The sequence below is a fragment of the Cyclobacterium sp. 1_MG-2023 genome, assembly GCF_030546805.1.
In the GTDB taxonomy this organism is placed as follows: Bacteria; Bacteroidota; Bacteroidia; order Cytophagales; family Cyclobacteriaceae; genus Cyclobacterium.
In genome coordinates this window covers 98,115-112,798 of record NZ_JAUOPC010000016.1, presented here as the reverse complement: position 1 = coordinate 112,798, position 14,684 = coordinate 98,115, and the positions used below count along the sequence as shown (strand labels likewise).

13 protein-coding genes and 1 tRNA gene are annotated in these 14,684 nt (G+C 39.4%); 9 read left to right on the top strand and 5 right to left on the bottom strand.

Features of this window, described 5'->3' with window-relative positions; all coding sequences use genetic code 11:
• Positions 1-457: 457 nt before the first annotated feature.
• Positions 458-530 (bottom strand) — tRNA-Met (locus Q4534_RS21315).
• A gap of 142 nt (positions 531-672) precedes the next feature.
• Here Q4534_RS21315 and era point away from each other — a divergent pair.
• Genes era through Q4534_RS21300 form a run of 3 tightly spaced genes read left to right on the top strand, consistent with a single transcriptional unit; the run spans position 673 to position 3,430 of the window.
• Positions 673-1,563 carry a GTPase Era gene (gene era, locus Q4534_RS21310; protein WP_303615181.1) on the top strand — a complete coding sequence of 297 codons (891 nt, stop codon included), beginning with the start codon at positions 673-675 and terminating at the stop codon, positions 1,561-1,563.
• Positions 1,564-1,574: 11 nt separating this feature from the next.
• Complete coding sequence (gene der, locus Q4534_RS21305) at positions 1,575-2,888, top strand: ribosome biogenesis GTPase Der (protein ID WP_303615180.1); 1,314 nt, start codon at positions 1,575-1,577, stop codon at positions 2,886-2,888.
• A 2-nt stretch (positions 2,889-2,890) separates the two neighbouring features.
• Positions 2,891-3,430, top strand: a complete 540-nt coding sequence (locus tag Q4534_RS21300; protein ID WP_303615179.1) for a hypothetical protein — start codon at positions 2,891-2,893, stop codon at positions 3,428-3,430.
• A gap of 109 nt (positions 3,431-3,539) precedes the next feature.
• Here Q4534_RS21300 and rsmG read toward each other — a convergent pair whose 3' ends face one another.
• From rsmG to Q4534_RS21285, 3 genes are read right to left on the bottom strand one after another with little or no spacing between them, the layout of a single operon-like run.
• Complete coding sequence (gene rsmG / locus Q4534_RS21295; RefSeq protein WP_303615178.1) at positions 3,540-4,190, bottom strand: 16S rRNA (guanine(527)-N(7))-methyltransferase RsmG; 651 nt, start codon at positions 4,188-4,190, stop codon at positions 3,540-3,542.
• Positions 4,191-4,194: 4 nt separating this feature from the next.
• Entirely contained in the window at positions 4,195-4,806 is a 612-nt protein-coding gene (locus Q4534_RS21290) for an RNA polymerase sigma factor (protein WP_014020404.1), read from the bottom strand.
• A complete protein-coding gene (locus tag Q4534_RS21285) occupies positions 4,797-5,924 on the bottom strand; it encodes a glycosyltransferase (protein WP_303615177.1) in 1,128 nt (375 codons plus the stop codon). Before Q4534_RS21285 ends, Q4534_RS21290 begins: the two co-directional genes overlap by 10 nt.
• A 288-nt stretch (positions 5,925-6,212) precedes the next feature.
• Between Q4534_RS21285 and tgt the strand changes: the two genes are divergently transcribed.
• The 3 genes from tgt to Q4534_RS21270 are packed head-to-tail and all read left to right on the top strand — an operon-like array spanning position 6,213 to position 9,386.
• Positions 6,213-7,343 (top strand): tRNA guanosine(34) transglycosylase Tgt, encoded by a 1,131-nt coding sequence (tgt, locus tag Q4534_RS21280; protein ID WP_303615176.1) that lies wholly within the window; start codon positions 6,213-6,215, stop codon positions 7,341-7,343.
• 54 nt (positions 7,344-7,397) lie between these two features.
• Positions 7,398-8,471: an LptF/LptG family permease gene (locus Q4534_RS21275; RefSeq protein WP_303615175.1), complete on the top strand. Its 1,074-nt coding sequence runs from the start codon at positions 7,398-7,400 to the stop codon at positions 8,469-8,471.
• A 9-nt stretch (positions 8,472-8,480) separates the two neighbouring features.
• The gene (locus Q4534_RS21270) at positions 8,481-9,386 is read left to right on the top strand and encodes a DMT family transporter (RefSeq protein ID WP_303615174.1); all 906 of its coding nucleotides are present in this window, start codon (positions 8,481-8,483) and stop codon (positions 9,384-9,386) included.
• 59 nt (positions 9,387-9,445) lie between these two features.
• On the opposite strand, the gene ispE is transcribed toward Q4534_RS21270, so the two are convergent.
• Entirely contained in the window at positions 9,446-10,255 is an 810-nt protein-coding gene (gene ispE, locus Q4534_RS21265; protein ID WP_303615173.1) for a 4-(cytidine 5'-diphospho)-2-C-methyl-D-erythritol kinase, read from the bottom strand.
• Positions 10,256-10,796: 541 nt separating this feature from the next.
• Between ispE and ilvD the strand changes: the two genes are divergently transcribed.
• The 3 genes from ilvD to ilvN are packed head-to-tail and all read left to right on the top strand — an operon-like array spanning position 10,797 to position 14,684.
• On the top strand, positions 10,797-12,479 hold the full coding sequence (gene ilvD, locus Q4534_RS21260) for a dihydroxy-acid dehydratase (protein ID WP_303615172.1): 1,683 nt from the start codon (positions 10,797-10,799) through the stop codon (positions 12,477-12,479).
• 5 nt (positions 12,480-12,484) lie between these two features.
• Positions 12,485-14,179 carry a biosynthetic-type acetolactate synthase large subunit gene (gene ilvB / locus Q4534_RS21255; protein ID WP_303615171.1) on the top strand — a complete coding sequence of 565 codons (1,695 nt, stop codon included), beginning with the start codon at positions 12,485-12,487 and terminating at the stop codon, positions 14,177-14,179.
• A 4-nt stretch (positions 14,180-14,183) separates the two neighbouring features.
• Positions 14,184-14,684: an acetolactate synthase small subunit gene (gene ilvN, locus Q4534_RS21250; protein WP_303615170.1), complete on the top strand. Its 501-nt coding sequence runs from the start codon at positions 14,184-14,186 to the stop codon at positions 14,682-14,684.

Below are 14,684 nucleotides of genomic sequence, written 5' to 3'. Positions count from 1 at the left end.
GCTAAGAAGGGTGTTTAAAATCTTAGCGCCTTAGCGAGGATTTATAGTTAAATAAACTTTAGGATTTGCACGCAGAGTCGCAGAGTCGCAAAGATGAGGATTCAAAACCTTTGCGTCTTAGCGCCTTTGCGAGGATATGGGGTTAAATAAACATTAAAAATTGCGCGCAGAGTCGCTAAGAAGGGTGTTTAAAATCTTAGCGCCTTAGCGAGGATTTATAGTTAAATAAACTTTAGGATTTGCACGCAGAGCCGCGGAGTCGCAAAGATGAGGATTCAAAACCTTTGCGTCTTAGCGCCTTTGCGAGGATATGGGGTTAAATAAACATTAAAAATTGCGCGCAGAGCCGAGGAGTCGCAAAGAAGGTTATTAAAATCTTAGCGCCTTAGCGAGGATTTATATAACTCCCCTAAAAAAAAAGAAAACCCCAAATACTTGACGTATAAGGGGTTCTGTGTAGCGGGAACAGGACTCGAACCTGTGACCTTTGGGTTATGAGCCCAACGAGCTACCAACTGCTCCATCCCGCGATATATCTTTAATAATTTATTAGTATCGCTCTCTTAAAGTTTACGGCTTCAAACGTTTTTTGTTGCCCTTTCCTTTATTGTGGTACAAAGGTAAGGACATATTATGAAAAATCAAGTACCTTTGTAAAAAAAATCTGAAACCATGTTGGAGAACACACATAAAGCAGGCTTTGTAAATATTATAGGTAAACCCAATGTGGGCAAATCTACACTTATGAATGCCTTGCTCGGAGAAAAGCTTTCTATCATTTCATCCAAAGCCCAAACCACACGGCACAGGATCCTTGGGATAATGAATGAACCTGAGTATCAGATCGTCTTCTCCGATACTCCGGGCATGTTAAAGCCGAAATATGAACTGCACAAAAGCATGATGGGCTTTGTAAACCTATCACTTGAAGATGCAGATGTAATCGTATTTGTTACGGATCTTTTTGAGAATGACGAAGAAATTGAAGATATTATCAAAAAGGTCAATGATGCAGCTGTTCCTGTTTTGCTCATTGTCAATAAAATTGACCTGAACAAAGAGGAAAAACTTGCTGAAGTAACCGAATATTGGACGGAAAAGATAAATGCCGATGTGGTTATTCCGATTTCGGCCTTGGAGGGATTCAACCTTCAAAAGATTTTGCAGGAAATTTTGGATCGTTTGCCAGTACATCCACCATTTTATGACAAAGAAGAACTAAGTGACCGTCCTGAACGTTTCTTTGCTTCTGAAATCGTTAGAGAGAAAATATTTGTCCAATACAAAAAGGAGATACCTTACAGTACTGAAGTTCGAATTGAAGATTTTGAAGAAACTGAAAATTTAATTCGAATGAGGGCTGTTATTTTTGTGGAAAGGGACAGTCAGAAAGGTATAATCATTGGAGACAAGGGGAAAGCCTTGAAAAGAGTGGGTACACAAGCCAGGATTGAAATGGAGAAATTTTTTGGCAAAAAAGTTTTTCTTGAAACCTTCGTAAAGGTGGAAGATAACTGGAGAAAGAATAAAAACAAACTGAGAAAATTTGGTTACGACCAATAATAAATAAAATTATGGCCAATATAGTAGCAATTGTAGGGAGACCTAATGTGGGCAAGTCCACACTTTTTAATAGACTTGTAGAAGAAAGAAAAGCCATTGAAGACAACCTAAGTGGGGTGACCAGAGATAGGCATTACGGGCATGCACAGTGGGGAGGGAAGTTTTTCTCTGTTATTGATACCGGTGGGTATGTAAAGGGTTCAGAAGATGTTTTTGAAAAAGAGATCCGTAAACAAGTAAAATTAGCCATTGATGAGGCTTCTGTGATCTTGTTTGTGGTAGATTGTATGGTTGGGCTTACTGATCTGGATGCAGAGTTTGCTAAAGAACTAAGGGGTACAGATAAGCCTGTTTTTATCGTGGCCAATAAGGCAGATAATATGGAGAGTATGCTGATGGCCAATGAGTTTTATGCCCTTGGGATAGGAGAGGAAATCATTTACCCGACCACCGGAACCAGTGGGAGTGGTTTGGGAGATTTACTGGATGATGTAATTCAAAAATTCCCTGATGAGGGAGAAAGAGACCCCGATGAAGGGATTCCTAAATTAGCGATTTTGGGTAGGCCAAATGTCGGTAAATCCTCTTTTCTTAATGCCTTAATAGGAAAAGAAAGGTCCATCGTCACAGATGAGGCTGGAACAACCAGAGATGCGATCCATACACGCTACCAATTGTATGGGAAGGATTATATACTTACTGATACTGCCGGCATTAGAAAAAAATCCAAAGTAAAAGAAGACATTGAGTTTTATTCTGTCATGCGATCTTTAAGAACCCTTGAAGATTCGGATGTGATCATTATTATGGTGGATGCAACCAGAGGTTTGGAGGCTCAAGATGTTAACCTAATCTCTTTGTCTATAAAAAACAATAAAGGCTTGATGATCATGGTGAACAAATGGGATTTGGTGGAGAAAGACCATAAGACCATGCAGAAGTTTAAAGACAATATGACCGAAAAGTTGGGTGAAAATAAATGGATACCCATCATCTTTATTTCCGCACTCACCAAGCAAAGGATTTACCAAGCCATGGAACTGGCGATGAATGTTTATGATAATAAGCAACGGAAGGTACCTACCTCTAAATTGAATGAGTTATTATTACCGGAAATAGAAAAGTACCCACCACCGGCAAATAAAGGGAAGTATATAAAAATTAAATACATCACCCAATTGCCTACCAAAAATCCGGTATTTGCCTTTTTCTGTAATTTGCCGCAATATATTAAATCTCCCTATACCAGATTCTTGGAAAACAGGTTGAGAGAGAATTTTGATTTTACCGGAGTGCCAGTTAAAATTACCTACAAAAAGAAATAATTATGAAAACCCCTCTATATTCACTTTTATTATTGGTGCTCCTATGTAGTGGGAGTTGCACGAGCGACGCAGACGGTGAAAGACCCCTACTAGTATTGACCAATACCGAATGGGAACTTCATGAGGCCACCTTAACAGGAAGAGGAACTGTTGAGGTGCCAGGCTCATCTACGAGTGTGCCTGTAAGCATAGACGGAGTAGGTCAAGATTATGACATGAGCCTAACTTTCGGTGATGGCGATCAACTGGTCTCTGCCACCGGAAGTTTTGTATTCGATGTCTCGGTAAGTGCATTGGGCGTCCCCCTTCAAAGTGAGAATATCCCTGTGGAAGGTGTTGAAATCTTTTCAGGTAACTGGGAATTGATTGGTGATGAATTGGTGATTACCGATAATGAAGAGGTGGTAATACTGGATGTTGTTGACAACTCTGAAAGCATGCTCACACTAAAAGGAGTAATTGATGCTTCAGAATTTGAACGCTTACAAGAAGAAGGGCTTACTGTGAGTGAATCAAGTATTGAAATTGTTCTTGTAAAGTAAAAAAATCGCTCTTTGAAGCTAAAAAAATAACCCGTGAAAGGGGTCAGTAATGACTCTTTTACCGGGTTATTTTTTTAAGTAATTGAAAAGACAGGTCTTGATATTTGATTTACCTTTTACCTTCATAAGGAATATAGACCACCTTTTTGGTTTCAAAAAATGGTTCTTCAAAGTAGTCTTCAAGATGATAACTTACATAATTTAGGTGTAGGGCCTCCAGTTCTTCATCCACATCTCCACCCTTCAAGTACAGAATTCCATTCTGAAACTCATCATGAACATCTTCTTTTCTAAACCTGCCTTTTACCCAAGGATAAAATTTCTCCATTTGCGTTACGGCTCGGCTTACTACAAAATGATATTTTCTACTCATTAGATTTTCAGCACGGACCTGTTGGGGCTCTACATTTTTTAAGCCCAACTGCTTGACCACATCTTTTACCACGGATATTTTTTTTCCTATAGAGTCCACCAGATGAAACTGAACTTCCGGAAAAAGAATAGCTAGGGGTATTCCCGGAAAACCTCCCCCGGTGCCGATGTCAAGTATTTTGGTTCCGGGCTTGAAAGAAACTGTCTTGGCGATGCCTAAAGAATGTAATACATGGTGGACATAGAAGCTGTCCATATCTTTTCTGCTGATAACATTAATTTTACTGTTCCAATCAAAGTAAAGTTCTCCCATGTGTGCAAACTGCTCCTTCTGTTGGGCGTTCAATTCAGGGAAGTATTGCTGGATCAGCTTGTGGTCTGGATTCATTGAATTAAATATGTTTGTTTTTCCCTTCAGCGATTTCTAAGAGCAACTCCCTAGAACGGTGGAGTTGTGCTTTTACTGTACCCAAGGGTTTGTCTAGTTCGGCTGCAATTTCATCATAGGACAATTCGTCAAAATACCTGAGTTTTACTAGTTTTCGGTATTTTGCAGGTAGCTTGTCTACAAAGATTCTCACCATTTCTTTTCTTTGCGTTTTGATAAACTCATCCTGAGGATTGTTGTCATCATCTTCCACATCGATATTTACCGCATTGCCACCATCATCAGTCATGGTGTTGTTCAAACTCATGGTTTTGAGTTTTTTCTTGCGAATAAAATCTATGGTATTGTTGGTCGCAATTCTAAAGAGCCACGTACTAAACGTATAGTCTTTTTTGAATTTATGAAGATTTTTAAAGGCCTTAGCAAAAGCTTCCATGGTAAGGTCTTCGGCATCGTCAGCACCTCTGATCATTTTTAAGATCATAAAGTACACGGCCTTCTTGTACCGCTTCATAAGCGAGGCGTACGCTTGCTGGTCTTTGTCATTGACCGCTTTGTCGATCAATTCGAAATCTTCTAACGCTTTATCTGAAAAACTTCTTTCGTTTATTTCCATTTAACTGTTTTTGACAGATAACCTTTTGTTCCCAAGGTCCAAAAATAAATCATGTACATCAAATCAAAAAATAAGGTCCATATTACCTTCCCAGTCCCCTCTAATTTTTTTCTAACCCGGTGAATAATTAAATACTGGAGCATTGCTCTAGAGAAAACTAACCCCAATACTAGGGCAATTGGTTCCCAAGTGCTTTCAAGAATTACAATTCCTATAGCAGAAGACCAGAATACTAAATGACTTAACGAATACAAACCGAGTTTTAGTTTGTCTCGGGTACGATAATATTTGCCGGCATGGAAATGCCTTTTCTTTTGCATAAAATAATCCTTAAAATTGGTCTTGGGTTGAGAGATGGTAATGCTATCAGGCTGTGCAACAATAGCAGTGTTTGCTGCAGTTGCGTACCTGTTTACAAACAAGTCATCATCCCCTCCTTCTATGTGCCATAGGGATTTAAAAGCTTTCTTTTCCATGAAAAAATGCTTCCGATAACATAGGTTTCTGCCCACCCCCATAAAGGGAGACTTCCAATGACCGAAAGAAAAATAGTAAATGGCTGTCAATATGGTTTCATATTGGATGATTTTGTTCAGTAAGCCGGGAAGTGTCAGATAAGATCCGTGACCAAGAGCAAAAGTTTTACCTTCATTCCGTATGGGAGCAGACATCTTTCTGATCCATTGTGAGGATACCGGTCTGCAATCTGCATCTGTCAAAAGGATTGTGTCGTATTTGGAAACTTTAATACCCAAGGTAAGGGCATACTTTTTAGCCGTTACATGCTGGGGTGTGTACCTAATGTTTACAATCCTTAGCTGGTTATATTTGCTGGAAAGTGCCCTTAATATATCCTCAGATTCATCTGTTGAACAATCATTTACTACCAATACTTCGAAGGTAGGATAGTCCTGCTCCATAAGTAAGGGGATAAGGTCCTTCAGGTGTGCGGCTTCATTCTTTGCTGCAATAATTACAGTTACCCCACTCAAATTTAAGTCTTGCTCAGTTTCTTCTTGCCTTTTATAAAAGAATGCAAACCTGCCAAAAACTACCATCAAGTAAGTAAACTGTAGCCCTGAAGCCAAAAAAAATATCCACCATAATGTGTTTTCCATGTTTATGCTTACTGTCAGTTCTATAAGATTAATTCAAAAAGCTCAAATTTTTGTTTTATTGCAGTTATTTTTGTGTTCCATTTGTGGCAAGCATTGACTTTCCGTTATGCTTGTTTCTATTAAAAAGAGAACTGAATAGCTGAAAATCGAATAGTGCACGGAAAGATAATGGCAAAATTTAAAATATTGACTTATTCTAAATATTTAAAATGCCTACAAATTTCACTACAGCCTAATTCGGATTCAAATATAATAAGTAAATGAGGGATAATTCAATGAAAGGGAGGAATGAAATTTAAACTTGTAAGCAAGGATCAAAAGTCAAAAGCCAGAGCCGGTGAAATTCAGACCGACCACGGCACCATTCAAACACCGATCTTTATGCCTGTAGGGACCGCAGGTTCTGTTAAGGCTGTTCACCAAAGAGAATTGACCTATGATGTGAAAGCTCAGATTATTTTGGGCAATACTTATCACCTTTATCTAAGACCCGGATTGGAGGTGCTTGAAAAAGCAGGAGGGCTTCATAAATTTATTGGATGGTCTAGTCCTATCCTAACTGACAGTGGAGGGTATCAGGTTTTCTCCTTGGAAGGAAACAGGAAAATAAAAGAAGAAGGGGTGGTTTTTAAATCCCATATTGATGGATCCAAACATCATTTTACCCCGGAATCTGTGATGGATATACAGCGTACCATTGGAGCTGATATTATCATGGCTTTTGACGAATGTACGCCTTATCCCTGTGAATGGAGTTATGCCAAAAACTCCATGCATCTCACCCATAGGTGGTTGAAAAGGTGTATTGAGCGTTTTGATAGCACTAGCGGGAAATATGGCTATAGTCAATCTTTGTTTCCTATTGTTCAAGGAAGTACTTTTAAAGACCTGCGTCAGGATGCTGCGCGTTTTGTAAGTGATCAGGACAGAGAAGGCAATGCCATAGGAGGGTTGTCTGTTGGTGAGCCGGCCGAGATGATGTATGAAATGACAGATTTGGTGACGGATATATTGCCTGAAGAGAAGCCCAGATACCTTATGGGCGTAGGGACACCGGCCAATATTTTGGAGTCCATAGCACTTGGGATTGATATGTTTGATTGTGTGATGCCTACCAGGAACGCTAGGAATGGCATGCTCTTCACAACCGAAGGTATTATCAATATTCGGAACGAAAGGTGGAAAATGGATTTTTCACCCATTGACAGTGGCTTTCATTCGCATGTAAGTAATTTTTATTCGAAAGCCTACCTAAGGCACCTTACCATAAGTAAAGAAATGCTTGCTGCTCAAATCGCGAGTATTCACAATTTATCCTTCTATCTTTGGTTGGTGACACAGGCTAGAGAACGGATCCAAGCGGGAGATTTTACCTCTTGGAAAAATGCGATGGTAGAAAAAGTAAGCCGAAGATTATAAGATTCCTTTTAATGTAGCCGTTTCATTTTCAAGACTAGAGAAAGACCAATTGGTATGAAGTTATTGGATAAGTTAATCATTAAAGATTTTCTCAAAACCTACTTGTTTGTGGTTTTGATGTTGATTTTGGTCGTTTTGGTACTAGATTTTACCGAAAAGAATGATACCTATATTCGGAATGAAGTGCCTGCTTCTGAGATTTTGCAATACATGCTCAACTATGGTCTTTATCTAAACAACTTACTTACACCAATTACTGTCTTTATTTCTGTGATCTTCATTACTTCTAAAATGGCAGGACGGACTGAGATCATAGCTATTCTCAGTAGTGGAGTGAGTTTTTTACGAATGCTTCTACCCTTCCTTTTTTCCGCTTTCTTGATCGCCGTAGTAAGTTTCTTTCTAAATGGCTGGGTGTTACCGGTTGCCACTGAGGGGGTTTCAAAATTTAGGGTTGAATACCTGGACAAAGGTCAAGATGTCAACCAGCAAAATATTCATATTAAGGTCGCACCGAATTTATTTGCCTATATGAGGAGGTATTTTACTTCTGTAAATCAAGGGCATGATTTTACTTTGGAAAATATCAAGGAAGGAAAGCTAATCTCAAAATTTTCAGCAGAAAGAATTGTTTGGGATACAGCCAAACATGTCTGGAATGCGCGGAACTGGAGGTTGAGAGAGTTTAATGAAATGGGGGAGACATGGACTACAGGAGATGCCATGGATACCACCCTGTCCATTACTCCCGATGATTTTGACCTTCCTCTCAATCATCATGAAACCCTAACCCTACCAGATCTTTCCAATCAAATTTTGATTCTTGAAGATAGAGGGGCGGACAATGTAAGTTTTTACAAAATAGAAAAATATGTACGCTTCATGTCACCGTTCGCTGCGATTCTATTGACTTTTATAGGGGTCATTGTTTCCGCTAGAAAAACCAGAGGCGGATCAGGATTTAAAATAGCCTTGGGCTTTATGCTTGCTTTCGTTTATATCATACTTTTTTTACTTTCAAGAACATTTGCGGAAGCAGGTACTGCTTATCCGGTCCTTGCCGTGTGGATGCCTAATATTGTTTTTGGAATTACCGGACTGGTCCTATACAAAACAGTTCCAAGATAAATATGGCTTATGGTAAAAGATTACTTATGGCTTCATCTTGTGGTTCTAATATGGGGATTTACGGCAATTTTGGGCTTGCTGATAAGTCTTCCTGCTGTTGAGATCGTTTTTTTTCGAACCATGCTTGCAAGCGCAGGTTTGTATGTTTTACTAAAATTTAAGAAGAGAGATATAAGGGTAAGGTGGAATGCCCTGCTTAAATTTCTGATAACCGGAGGCCTTATTGGGGCGCATTGGATTTTGTTTTTTTGGGCGGCGCAAGTGTCGACCGCTTCTGTTTGTTTGGCAGGGATGGCCACATGCTCTTTATGGACTGCCATTATTGAACCCATTGTAAATAAACAAGCGATAAAATGGTATGAAGTAGTGCTTGGCTTGATCGTAATTCTTGGGTTAATAGTTATTTTTAAGTTTGAATCCGGGTATGCTTTGGGGCTCTTTTTGGCCGTTGTTTCTGCGCTGTTGAGTGCCTGTTTTACGGTGATTAATGGGAGACTAACTAAAAGCCATAGTCCCTTTATTATTACTTTTTATGAAATGATAGGGGCCTTTGTTTTTACCACTGCCTTTATTCCATTTTATTCCAATTGGTTTACAGAAGCTGGTTTTTCCTGGGTTCCACAAGGTTTAGATTGGTTTTGGCTACTGGTTTTGTCACAAGTATGTACAGTTATTGCATTTACATTGTCGGTGAATTTGATGAAACGTTTGACAGCCTTTGCGGTGAATTTGACAGTAAATATGGAGCCTGTTTATGGCATTCTATTGGCTTTTATCATTTTTGGAGAGAAAGAGAAAATGACTCCGGAATTTTACTTGGGGACCCTGATAATTTTGGCTTCAGTCTGCATCTACCCGTTGATTCGCTATGTCCAAAAAAGAAGGCTAGGGGGCACCCCAAGAAAAATCCATTGAGCGCAAAAGAAGGTTAATAATTAAGGATCGGCTCTTACATTTAAAAATCGTTTGATTCTTTAAGGTAATTTTTCAGTGAATACAAAATAATTTTCCGGTAAATCAATGGCTTCCGGACGATCTTTGAATAATCCAAAAACTGCAGAGCCGGAACCGGACATAGCGGCATACCAAGCACCAGCTTCATATAGTTTTTCTTTAATGGCAGCAATTTCAGGGTGGCTGGCGAAAATACCTTTCTCAAAGTCGTTGACTAGCTGTGATTTCCATGATGACTGATCCGAAAGAATGGTTTTTAAATCCTTCTCACTAAGTCTGGGTTGTATGCCTCCATAAGCTTCTTTTGTGCCTATATGGATACCCGGGTGAATCAAGCATAGCCAATTTGCTGAAAGATCGATAGGCAAGGGTGTTAGTTTTTCACCCCGTCCTTCTGCCATTTGCGGATTGTTTTGTATAAAAAACGGGCAGTCACTACCCAATTGTGAGGCATATTTTTCCAATTGTTTGGTCTCTAGCCCTAACGAAAAAAGTTGGTTCAACAGGCTTAAGGTAAAAGCTGCGTCGGCAGAGCCTCCGCCCAGTCCTGCACCGATGGGTATGCTTTTATGCAAGTGCACAGCAACTGCCGGGATTTCAGGAAAATCTACCGATAATAGCTGGTAAGCTTTTACGATCAAGTTGCTGTCAGAACCTCCTGGAATAGAGATACCACTATGACTGAAAGAAAAGAATTTGGAAGGGATTATTTCCAAAGCTTCTTTTAAAGGAATAGGGTACATGCACGTTTCGATGTCATGAAAACCATCGGTTCTTTTTCTGAGGACATGTAAACCAAGGTTGATTTTGGCATTGGGAAAAATGATCATATTTGTATAGCTTTAGACATTAAAATTAAAACAAAGCTGTGGATTTTCTATGAAGCTTTTTAAGGTATTTTTTTAGTTATTGGCCTACTTATGTTTAAAGTTGGTAAGTATCACCTGAAAGTCGGTTTTTTTGCGGAAAAATTAACAAAAGTTTGCATCAGAATAAAATTTTGAATTTTTTTACCTTAATTAATTTTTTTAAAATAAAATTTTTGATAATCTACTATTTAAGGCTTTAATTTTTTATTTATTTTCATTTACATTATTTTCTTATTTTCGAGAAATTAAAAAAAGAATTAAAATATTGTAAGTGTGGATTAAGGGTTTTAATATTGCATTATAATAGTATAAAATAAAGTCAGAAATAATACTCTTAAAAGAGATATGTTAGTAGTTGTCAGCCTTGTCGTCCTAATTGTCATTATCATTTAGTAAGTGATGAAGCGCTGATCTATTGCCAATAGAAAAAATCAATCAAAGTGCTTCATTCGAGTGAAGCACTTTTTTTTATAAGCCAGTTGTTAAAAATAATTCAGTTATAATGAGCAATTCAAAAAAGAATAGTTGGGAGGTAAGCGATAATCAAGAGAATCCGGCATCAATGGCCATGTTGTACGCAACAGGCCTGACGGATGAGCAGATGAAGCAACCTTTTGTGGGGGTGGCTAGTTGCGGATATGAAAGTAATCCTTGTAACATGCACCTTAATGACTTTGCAAGAGCCATAAAGGCATCTACTAGAAAGTCAAAACTGACTGGATTGGTCTTCAATACAATAGGTATTAGTGATGGGATTTCAATGGGTACTTCGGGAATGCGTTATAGTCTTCCATCCAGAGAGATCATTGCTGATTCCGTAGAGTCATTTATTCTAGGTCATTCATTTGACGGGATAATTACCGTAGCTGGTTGTGATAAAAACATGCCGGGTGCAGTTATGGGCATGCTAAGGGTCAACAGGCCTTCTATCATGGTTTATGGTGGTACCATCAGGTCCGGAAAATATAAAGGTGAAAAACTGAATATTGTTTCGGCTTTTGAAGCCTATGGCAAGAAAATCAAAAATGAAATATCTGATGAGGATTATACAGGTGTAATCAAAAACGCATGTCCCGGAGCTGGTGCTTGTGGGGGAATGTATACCGCCAATACCATGTCTTCTGCCATAGAAGCTATGGGACTTTCACTTCCTTACAGTGCATCTAATCCTGCCAATTCACAAGAAAAAGCAGCAGAATGTGAAGCCGCAGGTGAATTCATAGCCAACTTATTGGCCTTGGACTTGAAGCCTAAAGATATTGTTACCAAGAAAAGTTTAGAAAATGCCGTAAGGGTGGTCGTAGCACTTGCAGGAAGTACCAATGCGGTATTGCACTTGTTGGCCATTGCACGAACTGCTGAAATTGACTTTGGTTTGGAAGATTTCAAAAAGATAAATGCTACCACACCTGTATTAGGTGATTTCAAACCTAGTGGTAAATACATGATGGAGGACTTACACGATCAGGGAGGTTTGCCTGCATTTATGCGTTACCTGCTAGACAACGGGTTGCTACACGGAGATTGCATGACAGTTACAGGCAAAACTATAGCTGAAAATTTGGCTGATATTGCGCCTATTAAAGTAGCCAAAGGAAGTGTTATCAATCCAATAGATTCACCTGTAAAAGAAACAGGGCACCTTTGTATATTGACAGGCAACCTTGCTCCTGAGGGTTCGGTGGCCAAGATATCAGGTAAAGAAGGCGTCTCTTTTACAGGACCTGCAAAGGTTTACAACTCAGAACAGGAGGCCAATGATGCCATGAAAAACATGGAAGTTCAGAAAGGTGATGTGGTCGTCATCAGGTTTGTAGGTCCAAAAGGTGGGCCTGGAATGCCTGAGATGCTTAAGCCTACTTCTATCATCATTGGAGCAGGATTGGGTGCTGATGTAGCATTGATTACAGATGGAAGATTTTCAGGAGGTACACATGGCTTTGTTGTAGGTCATGTAACGCCGGAAGCATATACAGGTGGTCCAATTGGACTTTTACAGAATGGCGATATGGTTACCATTAATGGAGAGACACTTGAAATCTCTTGTGATGTATCTGAAGAAACTTTTGCAGAGAGAAAGAAAACTTGGGTAAATAAAGACTTAAGCCATTTAAATGGAACATTAAAAAAATATTCTCAGTTAGTTTCTACGGCATCTGAAGGATGCGTTACGGATAAAGATTAACGACTATGAATGATTCACAGATAAGAGGGGCAGAAATTGTAATCAAATCCCTGGTAGCAGAAAATGCCAAATTTATTTTTGGCTACCCGGGAGGGGCTATCATGCCGGTGTATGATGCACTCTATGATTATATGGATCAGATCCAGCATATCCTCACCCGACACGAACAAGGCGCTATTCATGCTGCCCAGGGATATGCCAGAGTTTCCGGTAAAGTAGGGGTTTGTATGGCCACTTCCGGTCCGGGAGCAACCAATTTAATAACAGGCATGGCTGATGCCTTAATTGACAGTACACCTCTGGTCTGTATTACAGGACAGGTGTTGTCACCACTTCTGGGAACAGATGCATTTCAAGAGACAGATGTGGTAGGGATTTCAATGCCTGCCACCAAATGGAATATACAAGTAAGAAGGGTGGAGGATATCGCTCCAGCCATTGCCAAAGGCTTTCATATTGCAAGGTCCGGAAGACCGGGGCCGGTATTGATAGACATAACAAAGGATGCTCAGGTAGCCTTAGGGGATTACAATTATGTTCCTTGTCTTAATATTCGCTCTTACCGACCTTATCCTAAGGTGGAAGACAGTGTGATTGATGCTGCAGCTGAACTTATCAATAATGCCAAAAGACCTTATCTTTTATACGGTCAGGGTGTAATATTGGGTAAAGCTGAAAGTCAGTTAAAAGCATTTTTGGATAAGACAGGGATTCCTGCTGCTTGTACTTTGTTGGGAACAGGAGCTTTGTCAGAAGAACATCCAAACTACGTAGGTAAATTGGGTATGCATGGCAATTATGCGCCGAATATGCTCACCAACAAATGTGATGTCTTGATAAGTGTGGGTATGCGGTTTGACGACCGGGTAACGGGAGATGTTAAGCGTTATGCCAAACAAGCCAAGGTTATTCATCTTGAATTGGATCCCGCAGAAATTAACAAGATTGTTAAAGCCGATGTACCTGTTTTAGGTGATTGTAAAGTCAGTTTAGAAAAGCTTGTTGAGAAGGTAGAAAAGAAAGAGCATCCCGAATGGTTCAAGCAATTCAGAGCGCTTGAAGCTGAGGAAAAAAGAGTAGTTGTGGGCAATGACTTGTCCCCTACCAAGAATGGTTTGACCATGGGTGAGGTGATTCGACATATCAATGAGTTTAAGGCTGACGATGCTATTTTGGTTACTGATGTAGGTCAGCATCAAATGGTAGCTTGGAGATATTTTGAATACAAGACCTCTAGGACACAGGTTACCTCCGGGGGCTTAGGCACCATGGGATTTTCTCTACCTGCCGCTTTGGGAGCTCAGCTCCATGATTACAGCAAAGAAGTAATCTGTGTAGTGGGAGATGGAGGCATTCAGATGACCATTCAAGAGCTTGGGGCCATTATGCAAACCAAAGCTCCAGTAAAAGTTGTTTTGCTTAACAATAATTTCCTGGGTATGGTAAGGCAGTGGCAGCAGTTGTTTTTTGACAAACGGTACTCTTTTACAGAACTGGACAACCCTGATTTTATTAAAATTGCGGAAGCTTATAATTTCAAGGTTCAGATAGTAGATGAAAGAGTTGATTTACGCCAGGCCGTAGCTGAGATGTTCGTACATGATGGACCTTATTTCCTAGAGGTTAAAGTAGAAAAAGAGGACAATGTTTTCCCCATGATTGCCACTGGTAGTTCTGTTGAAGAAGTTAGACTTAAATAACCAGATGAAAAGAAGATACACGATTTCTGTATTTACAGAAAATTTCATAGGAATACTTAGTAGAATTACTTTAATATTTACCCGTAGGGGAATTAATATTGATGGTTTTACTGCCTCAGAAAGTAGAGAAGAGGGGATTTATAGGATCACCATTGAGGTGAATACAACTGAAGAACAAGTAATTCAGTTGTCAAGGCAAATCGAGAAAATCATTGATGTAATCAAAGCCTTTTATTACGTGGATGATGAAATGGTATTTCAAGAGATTGCCTTGTACAAAATTCCGATTGACAGTATAGATCCAGGTTTGGAGAAAGTAATTCGTCAGTACAATGCGAAGATTATTTCAGCCGAGAAGGATTTTGTGGTCATAGAAATGACGGGCCATAAAGAAGACACCCAGGATTTGCTGGAAGTATTAAAAGAATTTAATGTTCTGGAATTTGTTAGGTCCGGCAGAGTAGCTGTGGCCAAGCCAATGGTGAGTATTGATAAATATTTATAA

Coding starts and splice junctions, on each gene's coding strand:
- era (WP_303615181.1), top strand. CDS start 673: ATGTTGGAGAACACACATAAAGCAGGCTTTGTAAATATTATAGGTAAA.
- der (WP_303615180.1), top strand. CDS start 1,575: ATGGCCAATATAGTAGCAATTGTAGGGAGACCTAATGTGGGCAAGTCC.
- Q4534_RS21300 (WP_303615179.1), top strand. CDS start 2,891: ATGAAAACCCCTCTATATTCACTTTTATTATTGGTGCTCCTATGTAGT.
- rsmG (WP_303615178.1), bottom strand. CDS start 4,190: ATGAATCCAGACCACAAGCTGATCCAGCAATACTTCCCTGAATTGAAC.
- Q4534_RS21290 (WP_014020404.1), bottom strand. CDS start 4,806: ATGGAAATAAACGAAAGAAGTTTTTCAGATAAAGCGTTAGAAGATTTC.
- Q4534_RS21285 (WP_303615177.1), bottom strand. CDS start 5,924: ATGGAAAACACATTATGGTGGATATTTTTTTTGGCTTCAGGGCTACAG.
- tgt (WP_303615176.1), top strand. CDS start 6,213: ATGAAATTTAAACTTGTAAGCAAGGATCAAAAGTCAAAAGCCAGAGCC.
- Q4534_RS21275 (WP_303615175.1), top strand. CDS start 7,398: ATGAAGTTATTGGATAAGTTAATCATTAAAGATTTTCTCAAAACCTAC.
- Q4534_RS21270 (WP_303615174.1), top strand. CDS start 8,481: ATGGTAAAAGATTACTTATGGCTTCATCTTGTGGTTCTAATATGGGGA.
- ispE (WP_303615173.1), bottom strand. CDS start 10,255: ATGATCATTTTTCCCAATGCCAAAATCAACCTTGGTTTACATGTCCTC.
- ilvD (WP_303615172.1), top strand. CDS start 10,797: ATGAGCAATTCAAAAAAGAATAGTTGGGAGGTAAGCGATAATCAAGAG.
- ilvB (WP_303615171.1), top strand. CDS start 12,485: ATGAATGATTCACAGATAAGAGGGGCAGAAATTGTAATCAAATCCCTG.
- ilvN (WP_303615170.1), top strand. CDS start 14,184: ATGAAAAGAAGATACACGATTTCTGTATTTACAGAAAATTTCATAGGA.